Origin of the sequence: Quadrisphaera sp. DSM 44207 (assembly GCF_900101335.1) — a bacterium.
GTDB lineage: Bacteria > Actinomycetota > Actinomycetes > Actinomycetales > Quadrisphaeraceae > DSM-44207.
Genome location: NZ_FNKA01000003.1, coordinates 357,500 through 384,092 on the forward strand (window position 1 = coordinate 357,500; position 26,593 = coordinate 384,092).

The 26,593-nt window shown below is 76.9% G+C and carries 26 protein-coding genes and 1 pseudogene; 14 read left to right on the forward strand and 13 right to left on the reverse strand.

The genetic code is table 11. The features are described 5' to 3' along the window. Positions 1-75: 75 nt before the first annotated feature. Both BLS82_RS12005 and BLS82_RS12010 read left to right on the forward strand, forming a co-directional pair. The gene (locus tag BLS82_RS12005; RefSeq protein WP_143028843.1) at positions 76-1,068 is read left to right on the forward strand and encodes a phosphate/phosphite/phosphonate ABC transporter substrate-binding protein; all 993 of its coding nucleotides are present in this window, start codon (positions 76-78) and stop codon (positions 1,066-1,068) included. Next, complete coding sequence (locus BLS82_RS12010) at positions 1,055-3,601, forward strand: putative bifunctional diguanylate cyclase/phosphodiesterase (RefSeq protein ID WP_092866144.1); 2,547 nt, start codon at positions 1,055-1,057, stop codon at positions 3,599-3,601. Before BLS82_RS12005 ends, BLS82_RS12010 begins: the two co-directional genes overlap by 14 nt. Positions 3,602-3,625: 24 nt before the next feature. Here BLS82_RS12010 and BLS82_RS12015 read toward each other — a convergent pair whose 3' ends face one another. From BLS82_RS12015 to BLS82_RS12030, 4 genes are all read right to left on the reverse strand, one after another. Continuing rightward, complete coding sequence (locus BLS82_RS12015; protein WP_092866146.1) at positions 3,626-5,035, reverse strand: class II fumarate hydratase; 1,410 nt, start codon at positions 5,033-5,035, stop codon at positions 3,626-3,628. 32 nt (positions 5,036-5,067) lie between these two features. Further along, entirely contained in the window at positions 5,068-5,757 is a 690-nt protein-coding gene (locus tag BLS82_RS12020) for a spermidine synthase (RefSeq protein WP_092866149.1), read from the reverse strand. Positions 5,758-5,766: 9 nt separating this feature from the next. Next, the gene (locus BLS82_RS12025) at positions 5,767-6,465 is read right to left on the reverse strand and encodes a carbonic anhydrase (RefSeq protein ID WP_092866152.1); all 699 of its coding nucleotides are present in this window, start codon (positions 6,463-6,465) and stop codon (positions 5,767-5,769) included. Positions 6,466-6,650: 185 nt separating this feature from the next. Then, positions 6,651-7,559, reverse strand: a complete 909-nt coding sequence (locus tag BLS82_RS12030) for a carbohydrate kinase family protein (RefSeq protein ID WP_092866155.1) — start codon at positions 7,557-7,559, stop codon at positions 6,651-6,653. 104 nt (positions 7,560-7,663) lie between these two features. On the opposite strand from BLS82_RS12030, the gene BLS82_RS12035 reads away from it, so the two are divergent. Then, positions 7,664-8,212, forward strand: coding sequence for a DUF4245 family protein (locus tag BLS82_RS12035; RefSeq protein WP_092866158.1), 549 nt, complete (start codon positions 7,664-7,666; stop codon positions 8,210-8,212). Positions 8,213-8,215: 3 nt separating this feature from the next. Here BLS82_RS12035 and BLS82_RS12040 read toward each other — a convergent pair whose 3' ends face one another. Both BLS82_RS12040 and xseA read right to left on the reverse strand, forming a co-directional pair. Next, positions 8,216-8,458: an exodeoxyribonuclease VII small subunit gene (locus BLS82_RS12040; RefSeq protein WP_092866161.1), complete on the reverse strand. Its 243-nt coding sequence runs from the start codon at positions 8,456-8,458 to the stop codon at positions 8,216-8,218. Beyond that, positions 8,451-9,797 (reverse strand): exodeoxyribonuclease VII large subunit, encoded by a 1,347-nt coding sequence (gene xseA, locus BLS82_RS12045; RefSeq protein WP_092866164.1) that lies wholly within the window; start codon positions 9,795-9,797, stop codon positions 8,451-8,453. The genes BLS82_RS12040 and xseA overlap by 8 nt, the downstream gene beginning before the upstream one ends. Between xseA and BLS82_RS12050 the strand changes: the two genes are divergently transcribed. Beyond that, positions 9,796-10,833 (forward strand): 4-hydroxy-3-methylbut-2-enyl diphosphate reductase, encoded by a 1,038-nt coding sequence (locus BLS82_RS12050; RefSeq protein WP_092866954.1) that lies wholly within the window; start codon positions 9,796-9,798, stop codon positions 10,831-10,833. The genes xseA and BLS82_RS12050 overlap by 2 nt on opposite strands. A gap of 188 nt (positions 10,834-11,021) precedes the next feature. Here the strand turns inward: BLS82_RS12050 and BLS82_RS12055 are convergent, their stop codons facing one another. Next, the gene (locus BLS82_RS12055) at positions 11,022-12,179 is read right to left on the reverse strand and encodes a DNA recombination protein RmuC (RefSeq protein WP_092866167.1); all 1,158 of its coding nucleotides are present in this window, start codon (positions 12,177-12,179) and stop codon (positions 11,022-11,024) included. 244 nt (positions 12,180-12,423) lie between these two features. Between BLS82_RS12055 and BLS82_RS12060 the strand changes: the two genes are divergently transcribed. Then, positions 12,424-13,083: a class I SAM-dependent methyltransferase gene (locus BLS82_RS12060; protein WP_218123861.1), complete on the forward strand. Its 660-nt coding sequence runs from the start codon at positions 12,424-12,426 to the stop codon at positions 13,081-13,083. Here the strand turns inward: BLS82_RS12060 and BLS82_RS12065 are convergent. Continuing rightward, a complete protein-coding gene (locus BLS82_RS12065; protein WP_092866173.1) occupies positions 13,076-14,023 on the reverse strand; it encodes a beta-keto acid cleavage family enzyme in 948 nt (315 codons plus the stop codon). The two genes, BLS82_RS12060 and BLS82_RS12065, sit on opposite strands and share 8 nt — an antisense overlap. A 248-nt stretch (positions 14,024-14,271) precedes the next feature. Here BLS82_RS12065 and ychF point away from each other — a divergent pair, with 248 nt between their 5' ends. Then, complete coding sequence (gene ychF, locus BLS82_RS12070; RefSeq protein WP_092866176.1) at positions 14,272-15,357, forward strand: redox-regulated ATPase YchF; 1,086 nt, start codon at positions 14,272-14,274, stop codon at positions 15,355-15,357. Positions 15,358-15,628: 271 nt separating this feature from the next. On the opposite strand, the gene BLS82_RS12075 is transcribed toward ychF, so the two are convergent. The 3 genes from BLS82_RS12075 to BLS82_RS12085 all read right to left on the reverse strand — a co-directional run bounded on the left by BLS82_RS12075 (position 15,629) and on the right by BLS82_RS12085 (position 17,758). Beyond that, entirely contained in the window at positions 15,629-16,177 is a 549-nt protein-coding gene (locus BLS82_RS12075) for a DUF4396 domain-containing protein (protein WP_092866179.1), read from the reverse strand. Positions 16,178-16,261: 84 nt separating this feature from the next. Beyond that, positions 16,262-17,044 (reverse strand): GAF and ANTAR domain-containing protein, encoded by a 783-nt coding sequence (locus BLS82_RS12080; protein WP_218123862.1) that lies wholly within the window; start codon positions 17,042-17,044, stop codon positions 16,262-16,264. 213 nt (positions 17,045-17,257) lie between these two features. After that, positions 17,258-17,758 (reverse strand): hypothetical protein, encoded by a 501-nt coding sequence (locus tag BLS82_RS12085; protein WP_218123863.1) that lies wholly within the window; start codon positions 17,756-17,758, stop codon positions 17,258-17,260. Between the two features lie 122 nt (positions 17,759-17,880). Between BLS82_RS12085 and BLS82_RS12090 the strand changes: the two genes are divergently transcribed. Together BLS82_RS12090 and BLS82_RS12095 are read left to right on the forward strand one after the other, a co-directional pair. Continuing rightward, positions 17,881-18,114: a hypothetical protein gene (locus tag BLS82_RS12090; protein ID WP_092866960.1), complete on the forward strand. Its 234-nt coding sequence runs from the start codon at positions 17,881-17,883 to the stop codon at positions 18,112-18,114. A gap of 78 nt (positions 18,115-18,192) precedes the next feature. Then, a complete protein-coding gene (locus BLS82_RS12095; protein ID WP_092866182.1) occupies positions 18,193-19,032 on the forward strand; it encodes a MerR family transcriptional regulator in 840 nt (279 codons plus the stop codon). A 51-nt stretch (positions 19,033-19,083) separates the two neighbouring features. Here BLS82_RS12095 and BLS82_RS15785 read toward each other — a convergent pair whose 3' ends face one another. After that, positions 19,084-19,677 carry a flavin-dependent monooxygenase gene (locus tag BLS82_RS15785; RefSeq protein WP_176819077.1) on the reverse strand — a complete coding sequence of 198 codons (594 nt, stop codon included), beginning with the start codon at positions 19,675-19,677 and terminating at the stop codon, positions 19,084-19,086. Positions 19,678-19,908: 231 nt separating this feature from the next. On the opposite strand from BLS82_RS15785, the pseudogene BLS82_RS16815 reads away from it, so the two are divergent. From BLS82_RS16815 to BLS82_RS12125, 5 genes and pseudogenes are all read left to right on the forward strand, one after another. Next, a pseudogene (locus BLS82_RS16815) lies at positions 19,909-21,215 on the forward strand (MFS transporter); the annotation flags it as partial. Positions 21,216-21,393: 178 nt separating this feature from the next. Then, positions 21,394-21,744, forward strand: a complete 351-nt coding sequence (locus tag BLS82_RS12110) for a hypothetical protein (protein ID WP_092866185.1) — start codon at positions 21,394-21,396, stop codon at positions 21,742-21,744. A 5-nt stretch (positions 21,745-21,749) separates the two neighbouring features. Further along, on the forward strand, positions 21,750-22,250 hold the full coding sequence (locus BLS82_RS12115; RefSeq protein WP_369811089.1) for a GNAT family N-acetyltransferase: 501 nt from the start codon (positions 21,750-21,752) through the stop codon (positions 22,248-22,250). Positions 22,251-22,321: 71 nt separating this feature from the next. Then, entirely contained in the window at positions 22,322-23,107 is a 786-nt protein-coding gene (locus tag BLS82_RS12120; protein ID WP_092866188.1) for a class I SAM-dependent methyltransferase, read from the forward strand. A gap of 70 nt (positions 23,108-23,177) precedes the next feature. Continuing rightward, positions 23,178-24,512, forward strand: coding sequence for an FtsX-like permease family protein (locus BLS82_RS12125; protein ID WP_092866190.1), 1,335 nt, complete (start codon positions 23,178-23,180; stop codon positions 24,510-24,512). Between the two features lie 4 nt (positions 24,513-24,516). On the opposite strand, the gene BLS82_RS12130 is transcribed toward BLS82_RS12125, so the two are convergent. Next, on the reverse strand, positions 24,517-25,011 hold the full coding sequence (locus BLS82_RS12130; protein WP_218123867.1) for a MerR family transcriptional regulator: 495 nt from the start codon (positions 25,009-25,011) through the stop codon (positions 24,517-24,519). 493 nt (positions 25,012-25,504) lie between these two features. On the opposite strand from BLS82_RS12130, the gene BLS82_RS12135 reads away from it, so the two are divergent. Continuing rightward, entirely contained in the window at positions 25,505-26,593 is a 1,089-nt protein-coding gene (locus BLS82_RS12135) for a medium chain dehydrogenase/reductase family protein (protein ID WP_092866193.1), read from the forward strand.

Genomic DNA, 26,593 nt, shown 5'->3' on the forward strand with positions numbered 1-26,593 from the left:
CGGGCGCTGCGCCGGACGGGGGGCGCCCGGTCCCGCGCCGTCCAGCGCCCCCGCCGGCGGGCCGATGCGTGCTCCGTGACCGCCCGACCGACCGTCCTCGCCGGCGTCCTGCTGGCCTCCGCCGTCGCGCTGGCCGGCTGCGCGCACGGCGGCGGGGCCGCCACCCCCGCCCAGGGCGCTCCCGCCGCGGGCAGCGGTCCTGCGGCGAGCGCCGCGGCGCCGGCGGCCCCGGCGCACGACGGCCCCCGCACCACGCTCGTGCTGGGCTCCGTCAGCGACGACCCGGCGGAGGAGGCGGCGGTCTTCCAGCCCTTCGCCGACCACCTCGCCGCCGCCCTCGCGCCGTCCGGGATCACCGCAGGCCGGGTCGAGGTCGCGGCGACCACGCAGGAGATGGCGGAGCTGCTGCGCACCGGCCGGGTGGACCTGTACGTGGACTCCATGCACGGCGTGACGACGGTGGTCGCCGAGGGCGCCGCGACGCCGCTGCTGCGCCGCTGGAAGGACGGGGCGCCGACCTACCGCAGCGTGGTCGTGGCGCGCCGCGACAGCGGCATCACCTCCCCGGCCCAGCTCGCCGGGCGCACCGTGGCGTTCGAGGAGGAGACCTCCACCGACGGCTGGCTCCTGCCGGCGGCCGTGCTGGTGCAGCAGGGCCTGCCGCTGGCGCCGGCGTCCGAGCCGGGGGCGGTGGTGCCGGCCGGTGAGGTCGGGTACGTCTACTCCGGCGATGACGAGAACACCGTCTTCCTCGTCCTGGACGGCCGCGTCGCCGCCGGCGCGCTCAGCGAGGAGGACCTGGCGGAGGACGCGGGCTCCCGCGCCGACGAGCTGGTGGTGGTCGCGACCACGCCCGACGTCCCGCGCCACGGGGTCGTCGCCCGCACCGGCCTCGACCCCGCGCTCGCGGCGGCGGTCCGCGGGGTCCTGACGACCCTGCACGAGAGCGAGGAGGGCGCCGAGGCGCTCGCGGACTTCGACGGCACCGCCCGCTTCGACGACCTCGCCGCCGAGGACCTCGCCCCCGTGCTCGAGCTGCGTCGGGTCCTCGCTGATGCGCTCGGCTGAGGCGCCGCCGCGCCCGCGCACCGGGTCCCTGGGCCTGCGGGCCCGCTTCGCGCTCGTCGTCGCCCTCGTCGTCGTCCCCTCCGGGGTGCTGACCGCCCAGCTGGCGGTGCAGCGCCAGCTGGGGACCGCCGAGCGGCACGCCCAGGAGAGCGCCCGCAGCGTCCTGGACCTGCTCGGCTCGGGGATGACGAACCTCGTGGCGGCGGGGGACGTCTCCGGGCTGCACGACGTGCTCGTGGACGTCCGGCGCCACGCGGGCGTGGTCGACGCGTTCGTGGTGGACGACGACGGCGTCGTCCTCGCCGACGGCACTGCGGACGAGGCGCGGCGCTACTCGCGCGCCGCCGGCGTCGACCTGCAGGCGCTCGCCGCGGGACCGCTCGTCACCGAGCACGGGGACTCCATGGACACCGCGCTGCCCCTGGTGCTCGGGCAGGAGCGCATCGGGGTCGTGGTCGTGCGGTACTCCCTGGCCGAGGCGCGCGCGGAGGCCGCCGCGGCCCGGCTCCTCGGCGTCGGCGTCGGGCTGCTGAGCACCGTGCTGCCCGTGCTCGCCGTGACGCTGCTCGCCGGCCGGCTCACCCGCGCCCTCGAGCGCCTGACCGGGTCCGCGCGCCTGGCGGCGGAGGAGCACCTGCCGCGCGTGCTGGCCGCCGTGCGCGAGGGCCGGGTCGTCACCGACGACCTGCTCCCGCGGCCCGTGGAGGTCGGCGACGGCGCGGAGGCCCGCGAGCTGGCCACCGCGCTGAACACCTACCGGCTCGTCGTCACCGACATGGCCGGTGACCTCGCGCGCCTGCTGCGCGAGCGCGACGCGCGCTTCCGCAGCGCCTTCGACGGCTCCCCGGTCGGGATGGCCCTCGTCGACCCGGCGTCCGGGCGGCCCGTGGCCGTCAACGAGGCGCTGTGCCGGCTGCTCGGCCGGACGGCGCAGGAGCTGGTGGCCTCCCCTCTGGTCGAGCTCGTCGACGAGCAGGACCGGGCCGCCGTCCACGAGCGCCTGGACGCGCTCCTGGGGGCGCAGGACGCTCCCGCGCCCCTGCTGGAGCCCGTGGAGCTGCGCTACCGGCGCGGCGACGGCACGGTGCTGTGGACCATCGCCAGCCTGGCGGTGCACCGCGACGAGGACGGCGCCCCGCAGACGGTGATCGTGCAGCTGGTCGACGCGACGGCGCGCAAGGAGGCCGAGCAGGAGCTCGTGCACCTGGCCTACCACGACCCGCTGACCGGGCTGCCGAACCGCGCGCACCTGCTGGAGGCCCTGGAGCGGGCGCTCGGGCGCTCCCGGCGCAGCGGCGAGCCCATGGCCGTGCTGCTGCTCGACCTCGACCACTTCAAGGTCGTCAACGACAGCCTCGGCCACGACGCGGGCGACGCGCTGCTGCGCGAGGTCGCCGAGCGGCTGCGGGCCACCGTGCGCGACGGCGACACGGTCGCCCGCTTCGGCGGCGACGAGTTCGTGGTGGTCGCCGAGCCGCGCTGCGCCGAGGACGACGCCACCGCCCTCGCCCGGCGCGTGCAGGAGGCCCTCGCCGCGGGCGTGCGCACCGAGGGCCGCACGGTGACGGCCTCCGCGAGCATCGGCATCGCCGTCTCCTCCGGCGGGCGCGACGCGCGCAGCCTGCTGCGGGACGCCGACACGGCCGCCTACTGGGCCAAGGCGCGCGGGCGGGCGCGCTACGAGCTCTTCGACGACGCGCTGCGCCGGCGCGCCGACGACCGCCTGCTCGTCGAGCAGGAGCTGCGGGTCGCGCTGGAGCAGGGCCAGCTGGTGCCGTGGTACCAGCCGGTCGTCTCCACGCGCACCGGACGCGTCCTGGGCCTGGAGGCCCTCGTGCGCTGGGAGCACCCCGAGCGCGGCGTCCTGGCCCCCGGCGCCTTCCTCGACGTGGCGGTGGAGGCCGGCCTCGTCGCGCGCCTGGGCCACGCCGTCCTCGAGCGGGTCTGCCGCGACCTCGCCGACTGGGACGCGCGCTGGGACGCCGCCGGGATCGGGCCGGGGCAGAAGCGGCCGTGGGTGTCGGTCAACGTCGACGCCCAGCAGCTGCACGCCGAGGGCTTCGCCGAGCAGGTGCGGGGGCTGCTGGCCGGGGCCGGCACCGCGCCGCAGCGGCTGCGCCTGGAGCTGACCGAGAGCGCCTTCCTCGACGCGGCCTCCGTGGACGCCGCCCGCTCCCTGCGCACGCAGGGCCTGCGCCTGGTGGTCGACGACTTCGGCACCGGCTACTCCTCGCTGAACTACCTGCGCCGGCTGCCGGTGGACGTCCTGAAGGTCGACCGCTCCTTCCTCGAGGGCGTCGACGTCGACGCGGAGGCGGAGGCCGTCGTGCGCGCCATCGTCGACCTCTCGCACGCCATCGGCCTGACCGTCGTCGCCGAGGGCGTGGAGACCCCCGAGCAGCTGGAGGTGCTGCGCGGCCTGCGCTGCGACGCCGCGCAGGGGTTCCTGCTGGCGCGCCCGATGCCCGCCGGGCGGGTGCTCGAGCACCTGCGCGCCGCCGACCGCGCCGCCGCGCCCGTCCTCACCCCCTGACCCCGCGGGCCTGACCCCGCGGGGTCAGGCCCGCGGCGGGCGGGTCATCGCGAGGACGTCGAGGGCGGCGTCCAGCTGCTCCTCGGTGACCTCCCCGCGCTCGACGAAGCCGAGGGCGACCACCGCCTCGCGCACCGTCAGCCCGTGCGCGACGGCGTGCTTGGCGACCTTCGCGGCCGCCTCGTAGCCGATCACCCGGTTCAGCGGCGTCACGATGGACGGCGAGGCCTCGGCGTAGCGGCGGGCGCGCTCGACGTCCGCCTCCAGGCCGTCCACGACCTTGTCGGCGAGCACGCGGCAGCCGTTGGCGAGCAGCCGCACCGACTCCAGCACGTTGCGGGCGATCACCGGGATCGCCACGTTGAGCTCGAAGTTCCCCGACGCGCCGGCCCAGGCGACGGTGGCGTCGTTGCCGACCACCTGGGCGGCGACCATGAGCACCGCCTCGTTGACCACCGGGTTGACCTTGCCGGGCATGATCGAGGAGCCCGGCTGCAGGTCGGGGATGCGCAGCTCGCCCAGGCCGGTGTTCGGGCCCGAGCCCATCCACCGCAGGTCGTTGTTGACCTTCGTCAGGCTCACGGCGACGGTGCGCAGCTGCCCGGACAGCTCCACCAGCCCGTCGCGGGAGGACTGCGCCTCGAAGTGGTCGCGCGCCTCGGTCAGGGGCAGCCCGGTGTCCTCCGCGAGCAGCGCGATCACCCGCTGCGGGAAGCCGGCGGGGGTGTTGATGCCCGTGCCCACCGCCGTGCCGCCCAGGGGGACCTCCGCGGCGCGCGGCAGCGCCGCCCGCAGGCGCTCGACGCCGTAGCGCACCGCCGCGGCGTACCCGCCGAACTCCTGGCCGAGGGTGACGGGCGTGGCGTCCATCAGGTGCGTGCGCCCGCTCTTGACGACCGTCGCGAACTGCTGCGCCTTGCGCTCCAGGGCGGCCGCGAGGTGCTCCAGCGCCGGCACGAGGTCGTTCACGACGGCGCTGGTGGCGGCCACGTGCACCGAGGTGGGGAAGACGTCGTTGGACGACTGCGAGGCGTTGACGTGGTCGTTCGGGTGCACGTCGCGGCCCAGGGCGCGGGTCGCCAGCGTCGCGATCACCTCGTTGGCGTTCATGTTGGACGACGTGCCGGACCCGGTCTGGAAGACGTCGACGGGGAAGTGCGCGTCGTGCTCGCCGCGGGCGACCTCCTCGGCGGCGGCCGCGACCGCCTCGGCGACGTCGGCGGGCAGCACGCCGAGCTCGGCGTTGGCGCGGGCCGCGGCCTTCTTGATGCGCGCGAGGGCCTCGATGTGGCTGCGCTCCAGCGGCGTGCCGCTGATGGGGAAGTTCTCCACCGCCCGCTGGGTCTGCGCCCGCCACAGGGCGGCCGCGGGCACGCGCACCTCGCCCATGGTGTCGTGCTCGATCCGGTAGTCGCCGTCGACCTGCTGAGCCATGGGGCCATGGTGGCAGGCGGCCCCGACCGCCGTCAGACCCTCCGGCGGGCCAGGTGCACCCGGTACTCCAGCTCCCGGCCCTCGCGGACGACGACGCAGCGCCGGGCGCGCGCCGGGCCCACGGCCTCCTGCAGGCGCGCCGTCAGCCGCTCGGCGTCCTCGGCGGCGTCCGCCGACCACACCGCGAGCACCCCGCCCGGGCGCAGCGCCGCCGCGGCCTCCCGCAGGCCGGCGACCTCGTACAGGGGCGCGTTGGCGGGGGAGACGAGGAAGCCGGGGCCGTTGTCGACGTCGAGCAGCACCGCGTCGGCGCGCCCGGGCGGCAGGTCGCGCAGGACGGCGGCGACGTCCCCGACGCGCGCTCGCGCGCGCGGGTCGTCGAGCAGCCCGGCGGTCGCGGGCACCAGGCCCGCCGCCACCCAGGCGAGGACCGCGGGCTCGACCTCGACGACGAGCAGCCGGCGCACCCGAGGGTCCGCCAGGACGCCCGCGGCGGTGAAGCCGAGCCCGAGGCCGCCCACGACGACGTGCAGGTCGTCACCGTCCAGCTCGGCCAGCGCCGCCGTGGCGAGGGCGCGCTCGGTCGTGGTGTCGCGGTCGTCCATCACGAGCACGCCGCCGACGACGAGCTCGACGAGCGGGCCGTCCGGGCTGTCGCGCCGGCGCAGGACCACCTCGCCGAGCACGCCGTCGGCCCGCGCGAGCTCCTCCCAGACCGCCACGGGCGCCGCTCAGGCGGGCGCGGCGGCCTGGGCGGCGTCCTGGGCGGCGTCCCGGCCGGCGTCCTGGGTGGCGCCCGGCGCCGGCTCGGCGCCGACGTCGCCGACCGCGTCCACCAGGTGCGCCCGCCCGTCGACGAGGGGGTAGGTCACGCCGATGACGGCGCACCGGCCCCCGGCGACCGCGGCGGCGACCACGGCCGAGCGGTCGGCGAGCAGCGCGGCGGTGGAGCGCACGTGCTCGGCCTCGTAGGCGTCGATCGTGCTGGCGCCGTCGCGGCGGGCGGCGAGCAGGCTCGGGGTGATGCGCTCGACGACGTCGCGCACGTAGCCGCCGGGCACGCTGCCCCGCTCCAGCGCCGTCGCCGTGGCCGCGACCGCGCCGCACGCCTCGTGCCCGAGCACCACCACGAGGGGGATGCCGAGCACCCCCACGCCGAACTCCACCGACCCCAGCACCGCGGCGTCGAGGGTGTGCCCGGCGGTGCGGACGACGAACAGGTCCCCCAGCCCCTGGTCGAAGACCAGCTCGGCGGGCACGCGCGAGTCCGAGCAGCCGAAGATCAGCGCGAACGGGCGCTGGCCCAGGGACAGCTCCGCGCGGCGGGCGCGGCTGGTGTCGGCCGAGGAGGCCGCGTCGCTGACGAAGCGCGCGTTGCCCTCCAGCAGGCGGGCCCAGGCCTCGGCGGGCGTGCACGTGGGGTCGCTCATGGCGTCCAGGGTGGCGGATCCGGCGCCTGCGCGGGGGACCGGGGCGCGGATCCGCCGGACCGGGCACGACCCTGCGCCGGGTCGGGCGCCGGCCCGGCGCCGAGTCGGACGAACGGGGGCTCACCGCCGGTGCACGGCCACCCGTTCGTCCGACTCGATGCCCGGACCAGCGCTCGGGCGCGCCCTCAGCCGAGCTCGGCGCGGGTGGGCGGGTCGGCGCCCGGGCGCGAGACGGTGATCGCCGCGGCCCGCACGGCGCGGCGGACGACGTCCTGCAGCACGCCGGTGCCGATGCCCGCCAGCGCCTCGCGCGCGGGCCCGCCGAGCAGGCCGTGCTCCCACAGCCCGTCGAGCAGCGCCGCCATCGCGGAGTCGCCGGCGCCGACGGTGTCGGCCACCCGCACCCGCTCGGCCGGCACCTCCACGCGCCCGGCGCGGCACAGCGCCACCATCCCGTCGGCGCCGCGGGTGAGCACCACCACGGCCGGCCCCAGCCGCAGCCAGGCCGCCGCCAGCTCCTCCGGCGCGGTGCCGGGCACCAGCCAGGCGGCGTCCTCCTCGCTGAGCTTGACGACGTCGCTGACGGCGACGAGCGCCTCCACCGGGGCGCGCACGGCGGCGGGCTCGCCCATGAGGTCCGGCCGCAGGTTCGGGTCGTAGCTCGTCGTCGCGTCGCCGGAGGCGCCCGCCATGATCCGCTCGACCGTGGCGGCGCCCGGCTGCAGCACGGCCGCGATCGACCCGGTGTGCACGGCCAGCGGCGCCTGCGGCAGCGGCGTGCGCGGCAGGGACCAGGTCAGGTCGAACGCGTAGGTCGCCGACCCGTCCGCCGCCAGCGCGGCCTCCGCCGTGGACGTGCGGCCCGGCTGCACCGACCCCTCGACCAGCTGCACCCCGGAGGCCTCCAGGTGCCGGCGCACCGCCTCCCCGCGCCCGTCGTCGCCGAGGTGCGTGAGCAGGTGCGTCTCGCGACCCAGGCGCGCCAGGCCGAGCGCGACGTTGGCGGGGCTGCCGCCGGGGTGCTCGACGGCCTCGCCGTCCACGGGGACGACGACGTCCACCAGGGCCTCGCCGATCACGAGGACACCGCCCACGCCAGCCTCCCCGATGAGGTCCGCCCGGCCCGCGCTGCGCGCGGCTGCTCCGCCGGACCGCCCGGCGCACGGGGGATGCTACTGGCCGGTGGGAGGATGGGCCCGTGAGCTCACCCGCCTCCCAGCCGGCCCGCAGGCGCCCGCGCGGGTTCGAGACCGCGGGTGACATGGTGCGCTCGCTCGCGGTCGTGCTCCTCGTCGTCCTCGCGGTCGTGGCGCTCACCCAGCAGCGCTCGGGGCGCATCGAGCGGCCCGTGGACGTCGCGGCCGCCGTGCAGGAGGCCGTCGCCGGCGGGCTGCCGGTGCGGGTACCCGACGTGCCCGAGGGGTGGGACCCCAACGGCGCCCGGTTCGCGCCCGACACGACGGAGGGCCTGCCGACGTGGCACGTCGGCTACGTCACCCCCAGCGGCCGCTACGCCGGGGTGGACGTCACGCGCGGCGTCACGCCGCGGTGGCTGGACGGCGTGACCGGCGAGGGCCGCGAGGTCGGCACCCGCACCGCGGCCGGCGCGACGTGGCAGCAGCTGAGCGCGGGCGGGGACCCCGAGCGCGTCAGCCTCGTGCGCGAGCAGGACGCCGTGACGACCGTGGTCACCGGGACGGCGACCCTCGAGGAGCTGGACCGGCTCGCCGCCGCCGTCACCGGCTGAGCGTCAGGAGCCAGCGGACCCGGCGGCGGATCCGGCGGCTGCGTCGTCGTCGGCGCGCGCGGCGTCCAGGCGGGCGCGGGCGCCGTCCAGCCACTGCTGGCAGCGGGCCGCGAGCGCCTCGCCGCGCTCCCACAGGGCGAGGGACTCCTCCAGCGGCACCCCGCCGGCCTCCAGCCGCCGCACCACCTCGACCAGCTCGTCGCGCGCCTGCTCGTAGCCGAGCTGCGCGACGTCCGGCTCAGCCATCGCCGTCCTCCTCCGCACCGGCGCCGTCCCCAGCGCCGTCCCCAGCGCCGTCCTCGGCGCCGTCCTCGGCGCCGTCCTCGGCGTCCTCGGTGTCGACCACCTCGACCAGCAGGGCGCCGTCCGCCAGGCGCGCCCGCAGCCACTCCCCGGGCGGGGCGTCCTGCGGGGAGCGCACCACCGCGCCGTCGTCGGTCTGCAGGACGGCGTAGCCGCGCGCCAGCGTGGAGGCGGGCGAGAGCGTGCGCACCGCCCCGGCCAGGCCGTCGAGGCGGTCCTGCGCGCGGTGCAGCTGGCCCTCCAGCGCGCGCCGGCCGCGCCCGACGGCGTCGGTGACCGCCTGCTGCTGCTCGGCGAGCAGCCGGGAGGGGTCGGCCAGCGCCGGGCGCGAGCGCACGGCGTCCAGCAGCGCCTGCTCGGCCTCGACGCGGCGCAGCGCGGCGCGTCGCAGGCGGGCGCGGGCGCTGGCCAGCCCGGCGACCTCGTCGGCGACCGCGGGCACGACGCGCCGCCCGGCGTCGGTGGGGGTGGAGGCGCGCACGTCGGCGACGAGGTCGAGCAGCGGGTCGTCGACCTCGTGGCCGATCGCGCTGACCACGGGCGTGCGGCAGGCGGCCACGGCGCGCAGCAGCGCCTCGTTGCTGAAGGGCAGCAGGTCCTCCAGGGAGCCGCCGCCGCGGGCGACGACGATGACGTCGACCTCGGCGTCGGCGTCCAGCTCGGCGACGGCGGCGCTGACCTCCGCCACCGCCTGCACCCCCTGCACGGCCACGGCGCGCACGACGAAGCGCACGCCGGGCCAGCGGTCGCGGGCCGTGCGCACGACGTCGCGCTCGGCGGCGCTGGCGCGCCCGCAGACCAGCCCGACGGCGCGGGGCAGGAACGGCAGCGGCTGCTTGCGCTCGGCGTCGAGCAGGCCCTCGGCGGCGAGCAGGCGCTTGAGGTGCTGCAGGCGCGCGAGCAGCTCGCCCACCCCCACGGCGCGCACCTCGAGCGCGGACAGCTGCAGGACCCCGCGCTTGGTCCAGAACCCCGGGCTGGCGCGCACCACGACCCGGGCGCCCTCGACCAGGCCGCCCGGCAGGGCCTCCAGCAGCCGCACGTGCGCCGTGACGGGCAGCGACATGTCGACGTCCGGATCGCGCAGCGTCAGGTAGCAGGTGCTCGTGCCGGGGCGGTGCACCGCCTGCACCACCTGGCCCTCGACCCACACCGACGGCATGCGCGCGACGTACTCGGAGATCTTGGCGGTGAGCAGGCGCACCGGCCAGGGCTGCTCGGCGCTGGTCTGCGCGGCCGTCGACGGCACGGTGCGGGACGTCGTGCCCGCCTGCGCCGCCATGCGCCCAACCTACGATGGGGGAGTGACACTCCCGCCGCCCTCCGCCAGCCCGTCCGGCAAGCGCGTGCTGCTGGCCGCCCCGCGCGGCTACTGCGCGGGTGTGGACCGCGCCGTGGTCACGGTCGAGAAGGCGCTGGAGCACTACGGGGCGCCGGTGTACGTGCGCAAGGAGATCGTCCACAACAAGCACGTCGTGGAGACGCTCGCGCGCCGCGGGGCCGTGTTCGTCGACGACACCGACGCCGTCCCCGAGGGCGCCCGGGTGGTCTTCTCCGCCCACGGGGTCTCCCCGGCGGTGCGCGAGGCCGCGCAGGCGCGCTCGCTGCAGACCATCGACGCCACGTGCCCGCTGGTGACCAAGGTGCACCGCGAGGCCGTGCGGTTCGCGCGCGACGACTTCGACATCCTCCTCATCGGCCACGAGGGCCACGAGGAGGTCGAGGGCACGGCGGGGGAGGCCCCCGAGCACGTGCAGCTCGTCGACGGGCCGGACGCCGTGGACGCCGTCGTGGTGCGCGACCCGCAGCGCGTGGTCTGGCTCTCGCAGACCACGCTGAGCGTGGACGAGACCATGGAGACGGTGCGCCGCCTGCGCGAGCGCTTCCCCTCCCTGCAGGACCCGCCGAGCGACGACATCTGCTACGCCACCCAGAACAGGCAGGTGGCGGTGAAGAAGATCGCCGCGCAGGCGCAGCTGGTGATCGTCGTGGGATCGGCGAACTCCTCGAACTCGGTGCGCCTCGTCGAGGTGGCGCTGCAGCACGGCGCCGAGGCGTCCCACCGCGTCGACAGCGCCGACGAGGTCGACCCGGCGTGGCTGCGGGGCGTCGACGTCGTCGGCGTCACCTCGGGGGCCTCCGTGCCGGAGGTCCTCGTGCGCGAGGTGCTCGAGCTGCTCGCCGCGCACGGCTACGGCGAGGCGGAGGAGGTGCGCACGGCGTCCGAGGACCTGCTGTTCTCGCTGCCGCGCGAGCTGCGCAAGGACCTCTCGCTGACCCCCGCCGGTGCCCCGGCCGGCGGCTGCTCGACCGGCTGAGCGCCCGGCGCCCGCGCTGCCCTGACCGGGACGGACCGGGACGGACCGGCGCGGACCGGGTCGGTCCGGAGCCTCAGGTGCAGGTGGAGAGGCGCCCCGTTCTGTCCCGAGGTGTCACCAGACGGGGTCTGGAGCACCTCCAGACCCCGTCTGGTGACACCTCGCGCTCGTCGGACCCGCCGGGGGCCTCACGGGCCCTCGTGCGCCTGGGCGGGCAGCAGCAGCTCGGGGGCGGTCAGCGGGCGCGCGGCCGCCTCGACCGGCGTCACGAGGTCGATCCGCGCGTCCGTGAGGTCGAGCTGGCCCATCCGGCGCGCCGAGACGAGCACCCGCTGCTCCAGGGTGCCGACGAGCCGGTTGTAGTCCTCCACCGCGCGCCCGAGCGTGCGCCCGAGCTTGCCGGTGTGCTCCCCGAGCGTGGCCAGGCGCGCGTGCAGCTCGCGGCCGAGGTCGAACAGCTCCCGGGCGCCGTCCGAGAGCGCCGCCTGCTGCCAGGTGAGGGCCACGGTGCGCAGCAGGGCGAGCAGCGTGGTCGGCGTGGCGAGCACGACCCGGCGCCCCATGGCGTGCTCGAGCAGCGCCGGGTCGGCCTCGCAGGCGGCGGCCAGGAACGCCTCGCCGGGCACGAAGCAGACGACGATCTCCGGCGTCGGCTCGAACGCCGTCCAGTACTGCTTGGCGGCGAGCGCGTCGACGTGCCCGCGCAGGGCCCGGGCGTGCTCGAGCGCGGCGGCGGCCGCGCGCCGCTGCCCGCCCGCGCTGCCGGCGGCGCTGGCCTCGAGGAAGGCGGCCATCGGCGCCTTCGCGTCGACGACGACCTGCTTGCCGCCGGGCAGGCGCACCACGGCGTCCGGGCGCACGGGCGCGCCGTCGCGGGTGGTCGCGGAGACCTGCACCTCGAAGTCGACCCGCTCGAGCATGCCCGCGTGCTCGACCACCCGGCGCAGCTGCACCTCGCCCCAGGCGCCGCGCGCGTTCGGCGAGCGCAGTGCGCCGGCGAGCGCGGCGGTCTGGTTCCGCAGCGCCTCTCCCGAGGCCTGCACCGCCATCAGCTGCGCGCCGATGCGCCCGTACTGCTCGGCGCGCTCGCGCTCGAGGGTCTCCACCTGGCGCTCCAGGCGCGCCACGCTGCTGCTCACCGGCGCCAGGGCAGCGGCGACGGTCATGTCCTCGGCGGCCGAGTCCTCCAGGTGCGCGACCCGCTGGCGCAGCAGGTCGCGCTCGGCGGCCAGCGCCGCGCGCCCGGCCACGTCGCGGCTGCGCGCCCTGGCGCCCCCGGCGGACCATCCGGCGCCGAGACCGACGAGCAGGGCGAGCAGGACGGCGGCCAGGACGGCGGGATCCATGCCGGCACAGTGCCAGGCGGGGCGCCCGGCAGGGGGAGGAACTGCGGGCGCTGTCGCGCGCCCGACTGCACTTCCAGGGCGCCTGGAAGCGCAATTGCGCGCCCGATTGCGCGTCCAGGGCGCCTGGAGGCGCAACTGTGCGCCCGATTGCGCTTCGAGGGGCGAGGACGTCGCACGGGGCCCAGGGGCCGGCGGCGCGCTGCACCGCGCGGCGAGCTGTACGCCGCGCGGCACACTGCACCGGGTGAGCGGACCCCACCCGGACGGCACCCGGCCCGTCAACCGCTGGCTCGCCGAGACCGGCGGCACCCGCGGGCCCGCCTACGCGCGCCGCTTCGCCGCCCTCGCGGCCTCGGGGGAGCACGTGCACGGGGAGGCGGACTTCGTCGACGCCCTGCTCGCCCCGGGCAGCGCCGTCCTCGACGCCGGCTGCGGCACCGGCCGGGTCGGCGTCGAGCTCGCCCGGCGCGGCCACCGCGTCACGGGCGTGGACCTCGACGCGTCCATGCTCGAGCAGGCCCGCGCCGCCGCGCCGCACCTGCGCTGGCTGCTCGCCGACCTGCTCGAGGTCGACGACGAGGCCGCCGGGGCCCCGCTGGACGCCGCGGTGCTGGCCGGCAACGTCGTCGTCTACCTCACCGAGGGCACCGAGGCCCGCGTCGTGAGGCGCGTCGCCGGGTGGCTGCGCCCCGGCGGCCTGCTCGTCGCGGGCTTCGCCGCCGACCGCCACGTCGGCCCCGACCAGTACGCGCGCTGGTGCGCCGCGGCGGACCTGGAGCCGGTGAGCAGCCACACCGCCTGGGACGCCGCCGCGCCGCCGCCCGGGCCGGGCGCTCCGTACGCCGTCGTCGTCCACCGCCGTCCGCACGGGGACGAGGGCGGCGACGCGCCCCCGCTCAGGTGAGCTGGTAGAGGGCCCGCGCCTCCTCGTGGGTCGCGATCGGCCGGCCCACCTCCCGGGCGATCTCCTGGGCCTGCTGGAGCAGCTCGAGGTTGGTCGGGTTGCGGTCCGGGTCGTAGAAGAGCTCCAGGCCCGTCTTGATGTGCCCGCCCAGCTCGACGGCCCGGCGCAGGATCGCGGTGTCGTCGAGGGCTCCCTGCCCCCAGATCGAGACGTACCAGGGGTGCTGGACCCGGGCCTCCTCGATCATGTGCAGGTAGTAGTACAGGCTCTCCAGGCTCGGCTTCATCCCGTTGGTGCCGATGGGCTCCGTCGCCGTGAGCCCGTAGTCGCCGATGAGGTAGAAGTCCCACATCGACCCCGGCGTCGACATGCCCTGGTTCACGTAGTACATCGCGTGGCGCAGATGGCCGGGCTCGTAGACGCCGTACACCATGGGGACGCCGCGCTCGCGCAGCATCCGCCACTGGCTGGCCACCCGCTGGTAGTCGAACCCGAACTCCGGGCCCTGCAGGTACCCGTCCTCGTCGCGGCCCGTGGCGAACAGGGTCAGGCCCGTGTCGACGCAGGCGATCCGCGCGTTCGCGTGGTCGTTGAGGTAGGGCACGTGCTCGAGCCCGTTCTCCTGCGGCAGCAGGCGCAGGTTGTTGCACGTCGTGGGGTACCACGTGATGTCGGGGTGCTGAGCCAGCACCTTGTCCCACGTGCGCATGTAGTCCTTGTAGGCGTCCTCGCCCAGCAGGTCGAAGCTCGTGTTGTGCGCGTGGATCGCTCCCGCCCCCGCCTCCCAGCAGCGGATCGCCTCCTCCGCGATCTCGTCGTGGGTGGTCGGGGTGTTCGGGTTCATCTCCTTGGTGCGGACGCCGTTGATGTGGGACTCGATGACGACGGGGCCGTCCCAGCTCGGCTCCATGTCCGCGTACCTGTCGAGAGCAGTCGCCATGGTTCGCCTCTCCTCCGTGCGGTGCAGGGCTCACCGGGCCCGATGCGGCCCGGGCTCTCCGTCCGGCGGCCCGCTCGGCTCTGAGCTGGTGCCGCCGGTGCAGAGCATCCCCCGTTCGGCGTAGACATGTCCATAGTGAATATCTACGCCGAGCGGTGCGGGGCGAGGCGTCGCCCTCAGCTTCCCGCTGTGGGGGCCGCGCGGCCGATGGCGCCGGAGCCGGCGGGCGCGCCTAGGCTGTGGGCCCCGTGGCCCTCACCATCGGCATCGTCGGTCTCCCGAACGTCGGCAAGTCCACGCTGTTCAACGCCCTGACCAAGAACGAGGTGCTCGCGGCGAACTACCCGTTCGCCACCATCGAGCCCAACGTGGGCGTCGTCCCGCTGCCCGACGCGCGGCTGGGGGTGCTCGCGGCGCTGTTCTCCAGCGAGAAGGTCGTGCCGGCGACGGTCTCCTTCGTCGACATCGCGGGCATCGTGCGCGGCGCCAGCGAGGGCGAGGGGCTCGGCAACAAGTTCCTCGCCAACATCCGCGAGGCCGACGCCATCTGCCAGGTCGTGCGCGCCTTCGCCGACCCGGACGTCGTCCACGTCGAGGGCGCCGTCGACCCGGCGTCCGACATCGAGACCGTGCACACCGAGCTCGTCCTGGCCGACCTGCAGACCCTCGAGCGCGCCGTCCCGCGCCTGGAGAAGGAGGTCAAGGGCAGGAGGACCGACAGGGCCGTGCTCGATGCCGCGCTCGCCGCGCAGCAGCTGCTCGACACCGGCACCACCCTCTTCGCCGGCGCTGCGAAGGCGGGCGTCGACGTCGCCCAGCTGCGCGAGCTGGGGCTGCTGACCACCAAGCCGTTCCTCTACGTCTTCAACGTCGACGAGGCCGGGCTCGTCGACGACGCGCGCAAGGCCGAGCTGGCCGCGCTCGTCGCGCCCGCCGACGCGGTCTTCCTCGACGCCAAGCTCGAGGCCGACCTCGCCGAGCTCGACGCCGAGGAGGCCGCCGAGCTGCTCGCCAGCGTCGGGCAGGACGAGGCGGGCCTGGACCAGCTCGCCCGCATCGGCTTCTCCACCCTGGGCCTGCAGACCTACCTCACGGCGGGGCCGAAGGAGTCGCGGGCCTGGACGATCCAGCGGGGCTGGACGGCGCCCCAGGCCGCCGGCGTCATCCACACCGACTTCCAGCGCGGCTTCATCAAGGCCGAGGTGGTCTCCTTCGACGACCTCGTCGAGGCCGGCTCGATGGCCGAGGCGAAGGCGCGCGGTCGGGTGCGCATCGAGGGCAAGGACTACGTGATGCAGGACGGCGACGTCGTGGAGTTCCGCTTCAACGTGTGAACCGGCAGGTGCGGATCATCGACGCGCTGACCCGCCGGAGCCGTCGCCCGGGGCGGTCCTCGAGCCGGGTCCGCGGCGACGCCGGGTCCACCCGGGCGCCTCCTACGGGTTCGACCAGGTCGTCTCCTGGGCGCCGATCACCCGCCAGGCCCGCGCCTTCCTGCTCGACGACTTCGGGGACCACCTCGCCCGCTATCGCGCCCCCCGGACGCCGAGCCCCCGGACACCGGAGCGGCCCGGACGACCGGGCCGCTGCGGCCGCCGCTCGGGGTCAGGAGCGCAGGGCGTGGACGACGGCGTGGCCGCGACCGCGGCTGATCATCCAGCGGTTGACCGGCAGGGTGACGACGAAGGCCAGGGCGAGCGCTCCGGCGAGAGAGACCCAGAACACCCAGGACGTCACGCCGGCCTCCATGGCGCCGGGGACGCTCAGCACGGCGGCGTTGTCCACGACCTCCATCACCGCGATCGACAGGGTGTCGGCCGCGAGGGCGATCCTCAGCGCGGCGCGCAGGCCGACGCCGGCGCGCAGCACGCCGCGCAGGGTCAGGGCGTAGCCGAAGGTGAAGGCCAGCGCGACGGCGAGCACGATCGTCGGCAGCGCCGACCAGCCGAGGCTCGTGCCGATGACCATGCCGAGCACCTCGCCGATCGCGCAGCCGGTGAGGCAGTGCAGGGTCGCCTGGGCCGCCATCGCCCACGACGTCGGGGCGACGGTGCGGTGGCCGTCGTGGTGACCTGCATGGCCTGAGCGGCCTGCGGCGCCGTGGTCGGCGTGCGGGACGGCCTGGTGACGGGTGTGCGTCTCGGAACCGCTCATGCGGTGCACCTCCTCGGCGACCAGCTATACCCCTAGGGGGTATAGCCTAAACTCCCTGGCAGCGGAGGAGCGGCTGGGGGCCCGTCAGCGGGGTCGGCGGCGCGGCTGGCCCTGGGCCTCGGCCACGAGCTCGGCCGCGATCTCGTTGACCTTGCGGTGCGTGCGCTGCGACTGCGCCGCCAGGACGGCGAAGGCCTCCTCCGCGGTGCACCCGGTGCGCGCCACGATGATGCCCTTGGCCTGCTCGATGTCGGCGCGGGTGGACATCGCCGCGCGCATCTGGTCGGCCAGCTGCGCCGTGGAGGAGAGCAGGGCGGCGTTCGCCACGGCCACCGCGGCGTAGCTGGCGAAGATCTCGGCCACCTCCAGGGACTCCTCGTCCAGGCTGCGGCCGCCGGTGCTGTAGAGGTTCAGGCCGCCGAGCAGGCGCGTGGGCACGGGCATGCCCACCGACGCCGCGCTCGTGACCCCGGCCCGGCGCGCCACCGCGACGAAGTCGGGGTAGCGGTCCTCGGAGGCCAGGTCGGGCATCCCGATCGCCTGGCCTCCCAGCGCGGCGTCCATGCAGGGGCCGAACCCCTGGGCGTACTGGCGCTCGTCGAGGCTGACGGCCAGGTCACCGGTGAAGGCCACGCTGCGGGCCTCCTCGCCCTCGACGAGGGTCACCGACACCTCGTCGACGCCGGGGATCGTGACGGCGGCCAGGTCGGCGACGCGGGCGAGGACCTGGCTCAGCGGGGTGTCCCACAGCGGGATGCGCCCCAGCTCGGCGAGCGCCTGCTGGAGGTCCATGGGCGGGCCGGGCGCGGAGCCGGCGGGGTCACCGGCTCCCTCGGCGGCGCTCGGGTCGGGGGTGGTGTCCGTCATGCCGCTGCGCTCCGGGCAGCGGCACGACGAGGGAGGTCCAGGGGCACGGAGGTTCCCGCCTTGTCAGGACCGGACCGCTGCGCGGCGCCCGGTGCGGCGGGCTGTCGGCTCAACCCCGGCTGACCTACCCCGGAACGCCCCCGAGGATGCGTCCGCCGCTGGGCGGGATCGAGCCGCGTGCGGTGCGGGACGGCGGTGCGGGACGGCGGTGGGTCAGTGGCTCGTCGTGCCCCGCCGGGACTCCAGCTCCGGGGCCACGAGGCGCTCCGCGACGAGGCTGGTGGCGAGGGAGTAGACGGCCTTGTGCGCGGCGTCCCAGGCCTGCTCGCGCACCGGCCACGTGCGCGGCGGTGCCCCGGCGCCCGTGGCGTTCTCCACCGTCTGGTCGAACGCCAGCCGGACGACGGCGTGCGCCGCGTGCGCCCTCGGGCCGCGCAGGCCCACGGCCGCCCACACCCCGCGCAACGCGCCGAGCACGGCGCCGGTGCCCCAGTGCATGGCGTGGTTCCACGCCAGGGACCGGTACCGGTCGTCCGGGTGGCCGCCCAGCGCCGTGCGCAGCGCCCGCGCGGGCACGTAGGAGTTCGGCCGGTGGGTCAGGGCCTGCTCGGCCTTCTCCCCGACCGTCATGACCGCGACACCGGCCAGCCCGGCCACGACCCCTCGACCGGCCGCGCGCAGCAGCACCGCCGGCCGCCCTCGTCCCTCGCTCACGTCCGTCGCTCTACCCCGCGGTGCCACGGTCCATCCCCGGGTCTCGAGCGGTGGAGTGGGTAGGAGGGGAGCGCGTGCACGCACGCACCCAGGAGACGGACGAGGATCACGAGGGGGCAGCGATGAGCAGCGACGCCGAGACCGGGGACGTCACGGGGACGAAGGACAAGGACTACAACCTCATCTGGTTCACCGAGGCGTGCCTGAGCAACGCGCTGCGCCTGGAGACGTACGTCCAGGACGCCGAGCGCGACGGCGACACCGAGCTCGCGGAGTTCTTCCGCCGCGCCCAGGGCGAGAGCCGCAAGGGCGCCGAGCAGGGCAAGCAGCTGCTGGCCAGCCGGCTCGGCGGTTGAGCGCCGGACGGGCCCGCGCGGGCCGTCCGCGGCGCGTGCGCTTGACCCTGACGCGGTGTCAGGCCCGAGGGTGGGCCCGTGGTGAGCATCGGAGAGTTCGCGCGGCTGGGCGGGGTGTCGGTGCGCATGCTGCGCCACTACGACGCCGTGGGCCTGCTGCCCCCGCACGCGGTGGACCCGGCCAGCAGCTACCGCTCCTACGCGGTCGAGCAGCTGCGGCGGCTGCACCGGATCACGGCCCTGACGTCCCTGGGCCTCACCCTGGCGCAGGTGCAGGCGATCGTCGACGACGAGGTGCCGCCGCCCGACCTGCGCGGCGTGCTCGCGCTGCGGCGCGACGAGCTGCGGGCGCGGATCGCGGCGGACACGGCGCGGCTGCACAGCGTCGAGGCGAGGCTGCGGGCGCTCGAGGCGGGGGCGGTGAGCACCCACGACACCGCGGCGCCCCGGTTCACCCTCAGGTCCCTCGAGCCGGTGCGCCTGGCGCAGCTGACCGCCGCCGTCCCCTCCTCCGCGCTCGCCGGCTCCGGCCCGGTCGACCGCCTGTTCGCCGAGCTGGACCAGCGGCTGCAGGAGGCCGGGGTGGAGCCCGCCGGGCCGCGGGTGGTGCACCACGGCCGGCTCGGCAAGGGCGTGGTCGAGGTGCACGCCGGGGTGGTGGTGGCCGAGGAGGCGGCCCTGCCCGCCGGCGTCGAGGAGGCTCGGCTGCCGGGGATCGCGACCGCCGCGTGCCTGGTGGTGACCGGCGCGGTGGAGGACGCGGACGCCGACGCGCGCACCCTGGCGTGGTGGATGCACGACAACGGCTACCGGTACTCCGTCGACGAGCCGGCCCGCGAGGTCTACCTGGAGCACCGCCCCGAGGACCCGGCGCGGACCGTGGTCGAGCTGCAGATGGGCATCTCGCCGGTTCCCTGACCCGCTGACGCCCCGCCGACCGCGCCGGGTGGGCGTGCCGCTGCACGTGGACTACGAGCTCGCCGACCTCGGCCGCAGCGCGGCGGACCCGCTGCGGTACCTGCGCACGTGGGTCGAGGAGAACCTCGACCGCATCCCGCCGGGCTGGCCGAGGTCGGGGGTCATCGCGTGGGCGGCGTCCCCGAGCAGCACCAGCCGGCCCCGGACGCAGGTGCCCGGGTGCGGGTGCAGGTGGTGCACGTCGTGGCGCAGCACACCGGTCGGCTCCGTGGCGGCGAGGACCCGCTCGACCGGCTCGTGCCAGCCGGTGAAGCGGCGCAGCACCTCGGCGTGCTCACCGCCGTGCTCGCCACCGGGGGCCCGCCCGCCGGGAGCGGTGGTCGCGGTCGCGAACCAGTAGGTGCGGCCGTCGACCAGCGGGACGACGCCGAAGCGCTGCCCGCGACCCCAGCTCTCGGTCGCCGCGTCCGGGACGGGCGGCCGGCGGTCGGGCCCACCGGGGCTCGTGACGCCGCGCCAGGCGGTGTGGCCGGCGTAGCGGACCCGGGGGCGAGCCCCGGTGACGAGGTGGCGGGTGGCGCTGGCCACCCCGTCGGCGAGCACCGCCAGGTCCGCGTGCGCGGTGCCGCCGTCGCGCTCCGCCACGCCCACTCCTCCCAGCGCCAGGGCCTCCACCCCGAGGCGCGTTCCTCGACGGCGTGATCATGGCTGAGGTGCAGTGCGATCACGGCCCGAACAGCACCTGGCCCATGATCGCCGACGCTCCGGCCATGATCACCGACGCTCCGGCCGTGATCACCGGCGGAGTCGGATGCCGCGGCGGTTCTGCGCGGCGGCTCGGACGGTCGCCACAACGCCCCCTGGGCTCACCCGCTCGTGGGGCGCCTCGCCGAAGTGGTCGCGCCAGGGCGTCTCGGGAGCAGCTTCCGGTGGCTGCTGGCGTCGGCCTGGACGACGAACGCCGGTGACGGCATCGCGCTCGCCGCCGGTCCGCTGCTCGTCGCCTCGCTCACCCGGGACGCCGCCCTCGTCGCGCTGGCGGCGACGGTGCAGTGGCTGCCGCCCCTGCTCTTCGGGCTGGTGGCCGGAGCGCTGACGGACCGCCTGGACCGGCGCCTGATCGTGGTGGGGGTCGACCTCGCGCGCGCCGCCGTCCTCGCGGCGCTGACGACCGCGGTCGTGACCGAGGACGCGTCGATCGCCGTGGTCCTCGCAGTCCTGTTCGTGCTCAGCACCGCCGAGGTGTTCGCGGACAACAGCTCCCAGGCCCTCCTGCCGGTGCTCGTCGCCCGCGAGGACCTCGCGGTGGCCAACGCCCGCCTGCAGGCCGGCTTCCTCACCCTCGACCAGCTCGCCGGCCCGCCCTGGGCGCCGCGCTGTTCGCCGCCGGCGCCGCCTGGGCCTTCGGGGCGCAGGCCGTCCTCGTCCTGCTCGGCGTGGTGCTGGTCGCGCGCGTCGTCCTGCCACCGCGCGCCGGCGACCGCGAGCGCGCGACCCGCCTGCGGCAGGACGTCGCGGAGGGCTTCCGCTGGGTGCTGCAGCACGCGGCGGTGCGCACCCTCGTGCTGACCATCTTCACGTTCAACACCACCTACGGGGCCGCGTGGTCGGTGCTCGTCCTGTACGCCACCCGCCGCCTCGGTCTGGGGGAGGTCGGCTTCGGCCTGGTGACCACCGCCATCGCCGTCGGGGGCCTGGTCGGGACGGCGAGCTACGGCTGGATCACCCGGCGGGTCAGCCTCGGCGACCTGATGCGCGTCGGCCTGGTGATCGAGACCCTCACGCACGGAGCGCTCGCCCTGACGACGAGCCCGTGGGTGGCGATGCCGGTCTTCGTCGTCTTCGGCGCCCACGCCTTCGTGTGGGGGACGACGTCGGTCACCGTGCGCCAGCGCGCCGTGCCGCTGGCGCTGCAGGGGCGCATGGGCAGCGTCCACCTCGTCGGCGTGTACGGCGGGCTGGTGCTCGGCTCCGCGCTCGGGGGCGCGCTCGCCCAGCGGGCGGGGGTGACGGCCCCGTTCTGGTTCGCCTTCGCCGGCTCGGCGGTCTTCGTCGTCCTCATCTGGCGCCAGCTGGGGCACGTCGCCCACGCGGACGAGCGGCCTGAGCGCTCACGCCGCCGAGGCCGCGCGCTGATCACCCAGCCGGTGAGCGTGCCCGCGGCCTCGGCGCGGTCGGCCGCTCCTCGGTCGAGATCACCCTGGCCGGGAGCTGACGCCGCGGGCAGGATGGCGTCGTGGCGCAGCAGCGGGACGACGCCGTCGCGCGCGAGGTGCAGGAGGCGCTGGACCCGGTCCTGGTGCTGCGCGGGTTCTCCCCGGGCCAGATGAGCGCGACGGGTGACGAGGTGCACGGCACCTGGTGCACCCCTACCGGGAGTTCGTCGAGCGCTGGCCGTCCCCGCCGCCCGCCGGGCAGCAGGAGGACGTCGGCCACGCCTGCGTGGACGTGGTCCTGCAGGCCCGCGCCGGGCAGGGCGCCTGGCAGCTGACCGAGGTGCTCCTGGAGGGTCAGCCGGTGGCCGACTGCCTGCGCGAGACCGGGGCCCCGGACGCGGCGGTGCGCGCCGACTCCCTGCCCGGCGCGCCGCTGACGCCTTCGCCGGCCGTCCTCCGCGACCTGCTCGACGACCTGCTGGCGCGCCGACCCGTGCCGGGCCTGCCGGCGTCACGGGCGCTGTCGGGGGCTGGGAAGGGCGTGCCGGAGCGGTGATCCCGCTGGCGCAGCTGCCCGTGCAGGGCGCGACCGTCCTCCTGCGCGAGGCCGTGGCGGACGACGTGCCCGCGATCGTGGCGCTCCTGGCCGCCGACCAGCTCGGCGCCACCCGCGACGGGGCCGCCGACGAGGCGGAGCTGCAGCCCTACCTGCGCGCCTTCGAGGCCGTCGACGCGGACCCGGCCCACCTGCTGCTCGTCGCGGTCGACGGCCCTGACGGCGCCGACGTCGCCGACGTGCTCGCCACCCTGCAGCTGAGCTTCCTGCCCGGCCTGGCGCGCCGGGGCGCGCTGCGCGCGCAGATCGAGGCGGTGCGGGTGAGGGAGGACCGCCGCGGCGGAGGCCTGGGAGCGGCGGTGGTCGGGTGGGCCGTCGCCGAGGCCCGTCGTCGCGGCTGCGCCCTGGTGCAGCTGACCACCGACAGGTCGCGCACCGACGCCCACCGCTTCTACGAGCGGCTGGGGTTCGTCGCCTCGCACGAGGGCTTCAAGCTCCAGCTCTGAGGGACTCACCCTCGTCTCGCACTGCGAGACGGGTGTCTCACGTCTCGGGAGGCGCGTCCTAGGGTGGGGCCGTGGGCCGCAGCGGCAGTCCGCAGGAGCGGGGCGGTGGTCCGCGGGAGTGGGACGCCGCTGCCTACGACGCCCTGCCGCTGCCGCACGAGCGCTGGGGGCGCCAGCTCCTGGAGACCCTGCCCCTGTGCGGGGACGAGCGCGTCCTCGACGTGGGGGCCGGCACGGGACGGGACACCGAGGCGCTGCTGCAGCGCCTGCCGCGCGGGCACGTGATCGCCGTGGACGGTTCGGCGGCGATGCTGGACCGGCTGCGGCAGCGCCTCGCCGCGGTGGGCCCCGAGCGGCTGAGCGTCCTGCACGCGGACCTGCGCGAGCCGCTGGCGCTCGCCGCACCCGTCGACGCCGTCTTCTCCGTCGCGACGCTGCACTGGCTGCCGGAGCACGCGGCCCTCTTCACCTCGCTGGCCGCCGTCCTGCGCCCGGGCGGGCTGCTGCGAGCGGAGTGGGGCGGGGCGGGCGACCTCGCCGGCGTCGACGCCGCCCTGACCGCTCTGGACCTGCCGCCGGTGAGCGGCGCCCTGACCTTCGCCGGCGCCGACCGGAGCGCGCAGCGCCTCACCGCCGCCGGCTTCGTCGACGTCCGCGTCGACCTCGTTCCGGACCCGGTGCGCCTGCAGCCCGGAGCCCAGCTGGAGGCCTTCCTGGCCACCGTGGTCCTCGGCGCCGTCCTCGACCCCCTCCCGCAGGCCCAGCGCTCGGAGGTGGTGCGCGCGGTCGCCGCGCGGCTCCCCGAGCCCGTGGTCGACTACGTGCGGCTGCGGGCCGCCGCCCGCGCGCCCGGCTGAGGCCCGCACGGGTCAGGAGCGTTCGCCACGGCCTGCGGCGCGGCGGGGCACGGCCTCCTCAGACGCGCTGGTGCCGGAGCCGCTGGGCGTGGTGCGCCGCGCCCGCCCGGCGCGCCGGCGCGCGGCCTGGCGCCTGGGGCTGCTCGGCCTCGGTGCGGCCGTGCTGGTCTGGCAGGTCCTCCGCCCGCTCCCGCTGGGTGCCGTGCCGGACCAGCGCCTCGTCGCGGCCGCGGTGGTGGTGGCCCTGCTCGGGGTGCTCGCCGTGCTGCCGTGGCTGGTCGACGTCGTGGTCGCCCGGCTCGGCAGCGGCCCCCTGCCCTGGCAGCTGGCGGTGCGGCGCCTGCAGTCCGGCGGCGCCACCTCCGGGCGCGCGGCCAGCGGCGTCGCCGTCGCGGTCACCGGCCTCATCGCCCTGCAGGTCCTCTCCGCGGGGCTGGGCGCCGCGTACGCCTCGGCCACCGGCGCGGACCCCTCGCGCGCCGACGCCGCGGTGCAGTCCTCCGGGGTGCCCGGCGCGCTCGCCGCCGCCACCGCGGCGGCGCTGGCAGGAGCCCCCGGCGTCGAGGACGTGCGCGCGACGACGTGGGTCAGCGCCGCCGCCGACGACCCGGCGGTGGGCGCCCAGCTGGTCGTGGGGGACTGCGAGGCCCTCGCCGAGGTGGCCGACCTGCCCTCCTGCACCGACGGCGACGTCTTCACCACGGACGTCGCGGGCGACCTGCGCGGGCGCCCGCTCCAGCTCGGCGCGAGCGCGCCCGGGCTGTGGACCGTGCCGGCCGCGGCGGTCGCGGTCGCGTCGCGCCCCGACCCGGCGGGCGACGAGGTCAGCGGCGCCGTGCTGGCCACCCCGGCCGCCCTCGACGTGCGCGCGGTCGACGGCGCCGGCCTGCGGGCCTTCGTGCGCACCGACACCGGCGACCCGCAGGCCCTCGCGGGGCTGGTGCGCGCCGCGACCGGCAGCGACCCGCTGGCCGCGGTGCGGGTGCTCACCGCCACCGAGGTCTCCAGCCGGCTGACCGCCGTGCGCCGCGGCCTGCTCGCCGGTGCGGTGGTGGTGCTGCTGGCCGTCGGGCTCACCCTGCTGGTCTCCGCCTCGGAGCAGGTCAGGGAGCGGGCGGCGGTGCTCTCGGCGCTGGCCGCCGTCGGGATGCGCCGCTCCACCGCGGCCGCCTCGCTGCTCCTGGAGGCGGCGGTGCCCGTGCTGCTGGGCACCGGCCTCGCCCTCCTGGCCGGCTGCGGGCTCGGGGCGCTGCTCCTGGTCGTCGCCGGCCTCCCTCCGGTGTGGGTGCCGGGCGCGGCGGCGGCGACGGCCGGGGGCGCCGCCGCGGTGCTCCTGCTCGTGACGGCGCTGGCCCTGCCCGGCCTGCGTCGCGCCATGCGCCCGCTGGCGGCGCGCGTGGAGTGAGCGCCTACCGGCGCGCCACGGGGACGGCGACCTCGACGCCCACGACCTGCCCGTCCTCGAGCAGCCCGACCTGGCGCATGCCGGCCAGCTCCAGCTCCGCGCCGCGTCGCTCGGCCCGGACCAGCGGGGTGACGACGGCGGGGTGGACCGCGCCGTCCTCGTCGCCGTCCTCGCCGTCGACCGGGACGGTGAGCACCACGCCGGCGCAGGGCTGGGCCTCGGCGGTGCGCTCCTGCGCGTGCCACTGCTGGGCCCCGCCCTCCAGCAGCGCCGCCGCGAGCGCCACGGCCTCGTCCTGGCGCGCGCGCTCGGCGGCGATCCGCGCCCGGTGCTCGGCGAGCACGACGCCGCCCTCCTGCCGACCGGTCAGGGCTCGTGCGGCACGGGCCAGGGGGACGTCCGCCGCCCGCAGGACCTTCAGCAGCAGGGCGTCCTGCAGCTGCTCCGCGCTGTAGCGCCGGTAGCGCGACCACGGGTCCACCGCCGCCGGCCGCAGCACCCCCGATCGTCGTAGAGCCTCAGCGCCTTGGCGCTCAGGCCGGTCAGCTGCGTGAACTCCCCGATGGTCATCACCGCGCCAGCGTGCAGCCTCCTCCTGGGGCGAGGTCCGGACCCGGCCCCTCGGCACCGGGGACCGTCCTGCTGGGCCTCGGTGCCGCGTCGCCCTCCGCGGTCCTGTTCAGCCGCGGCGGGCCCCGTGGCACCGACCACCGCGATCGTCCGCTGCCCGGCAGCGCCCGGTGCGCTCTGGATCTCGCTCATGCCCCTCCTCGGGTCGTCGTGCTGCGGCGCGGGGCGCCGCGGGGTCGTGCTCGGACCACCGCTCAGCACACGACCGGATGTGATCCTCCGGATGCGGCAGGGCGGCCCGACGCAGGACGGCGAGTCGGCCCCCGGGTCGTCGCCCCGCGCCGCTTGACGCGGCGGTATTGTGAGTGTTTACTCACTCACACTGCAGGCAACTGCTGGACCACGTCCTCGGAGGAGCAGCGATGTCCACGACCACCCCCCGCACGACCACCCCTCGCACGACCGGCCCTGCGGACACCGGCACCACCGCGACGGAGGTCGTCCTGCCGGGCGTCGTCGAGCCCGACGGCCTGCTCGTGCGCCACCGCCGCCTGCCCGCTCCCGCACCCGGCCGGGCCGTGGTCGCGGTGGAGGCCACCGGCGTCTCCTTCGCCGAGCAGCAGATGCGCCGCGGCAAGTACTACGACCAGCCGGCCTTCCCCTTCGTGCCCGGCTACGACCTCGTCGGCGCCGTCGCGGACGTCGGCCCGGGCGTCGACGCCGGCCTCCTCGGCCAGCGCGTGGCGGCCCTGACCAAGACCGGCGGATGGGCGAGCCACGTCGTCCTGGACGCCGCGGACCTCGTGCCCGTCCCGGACGGCGTCGCGCCGGCCGAGGCGGCCACCCTGGTGGTCAACGGCCTGACGGCCTGGCAGATGCTGCACCGCTCCGCCCGGGTCCGGCCGGGCCAGACGGTCCTCGTCCACGGCGCGAACGGCGGGGTCGGCACCACCCTGACCCAGCTGGCCCGCGCCGCCGGGGTCCGGGTGATCGGCACCGCCTCCCCGCGCCACCACGACGCCCTGCGCGCCCTGGGCGCCGAGCCGGTGGACCACCGGGCGGACGTCGCGGCCCGGGTGCGCGAGCTCGCCCCGGGCGGGGTGGACGCCGTCTTCGACCACGTCGGCGGGCCCGGCGTCGTCGACTCCTACCGGCTGCTCGCGCGCGGCGGCGCGCTGGTCGCCTACGGCACCGCCGCCACCCGCGACGTCGCCGGCTCCTCCCGGCTGCCGGTGCTGCTGCTCGTCGCCCGCCTCGCGTGGTGGAACGCCGCGCCGAACGGGCGCCGAGCCACCTTCTTCGACGTCTGGGCCGGTCGGCGGCGCCTCGGCGCCTTCCGGGCGCGGCTGCGCCAGGACCTCGGCCGGGTCCTCGAGCTCCTGGCGGCGGGCGTGCTCACGGCGCAGGTCGCCGCCCGCCTGCCCCTGGAGCGCGCGGGCGAGGCCCTGGCGCTGGCCGAGTCGGGCACGGTCGTCGGCAAGGTCGTGCTCGTCCCCGCCCCGCCGGCGTGA

What these genes read in the sequence shown, in the direction of transcription:
- BLS82_RS12010 (WP_092866144.1), top strand. Translation starts at nt 1,055, where the DNA reads ATGCGCTCGGCTGAGGCGCCGCCGCGCCCGCGCACCGGGTCCCTGGGC.
- BLS82_RS12015 (WP_092866146.1), bottom strand. Translation starts at nt 5,035, where the DNA reads ATGGCTCAGCAGGTCGACGGCGACTACCGGATCGAGCACGACACCATG.
- BLS82_RS12025 (WP_092866152.1), bottom strand. Translation starts at nt 6,465, where the DNA reads ATGAGCGACCCCACGTGCACGCCCGCCGAGGCCTGGGCCCGCCTGCTG.
- BLS82_RS12040 (WP_092866161.1), bottom strand. Translation starts at nt 8,458, where the DNA reads ATGGCTGAGCCGGACGTCGCGCAGCTCGGCTACGAGCAGGCGCGCGAC.
- BLS82_RS12050 (WP_092866954.1), top strand. Translation starts at nt 9,796, where the DNA reads ATGCGCCCAACCTACGATGGGGGAGTGACACTCCCGCCGCCCTCCGCC.
- xseA (WP_092866164.1), bottom strand. Translation starts at nt 9,797, where the DNA reads ATGGCGGCGCAGGCGGGCACGACGTCCCGCACCGTGCCGTCGACGGCC.
- BLS82_RS12055 (WP_092866167.1), bottom strand. Translation starts at nt 12,179, where the DNA reads ATGGATCCCGCCGTCCTGGCCGCCGTCCTGCTCGCCCTGCTCGTCGGT.
- BLS82_RS12065 (WP_092866173.1), bottom strand. Translation starts at nt 14,023, where the DNA reads ATGGCGACTGCTCTCGACAGGTACGCGGACATGGAGCCGAGCTGGGAC.
- BLS82_RS12075 (WP_092866179.1), bottom strand. Translation starts at nt 16,177, where the DNA reads ATGAGCGGTTCCGAGACGCACACCCGTCACCAGGCCGTCCCGCACGCC.
- BLS82_RS12080 (WP_218123862.1), bottom strand. Translation starts at nt 17,044, where the DNA reads ATGACGGACACCACCCCCGACCCGAGCGCCGCCGAGGGAGCCGGTGAC.
- BLS82_RS12090 (WP_092866960.1), top strand. Translation starts at nt 17,881, where the DNA reads ATGAGCAGCGACGCCGAGACCGGGGACGTCACGGGGACGAAGGACAAG.
- BLS82_RS12135 (WP_092866193.1), top strand. Translation starts at nt 25,505, where the DNA reads ATGTCCACGACCACCCCCCGCACGACCACCCCTCGCACGACCGGCCCT.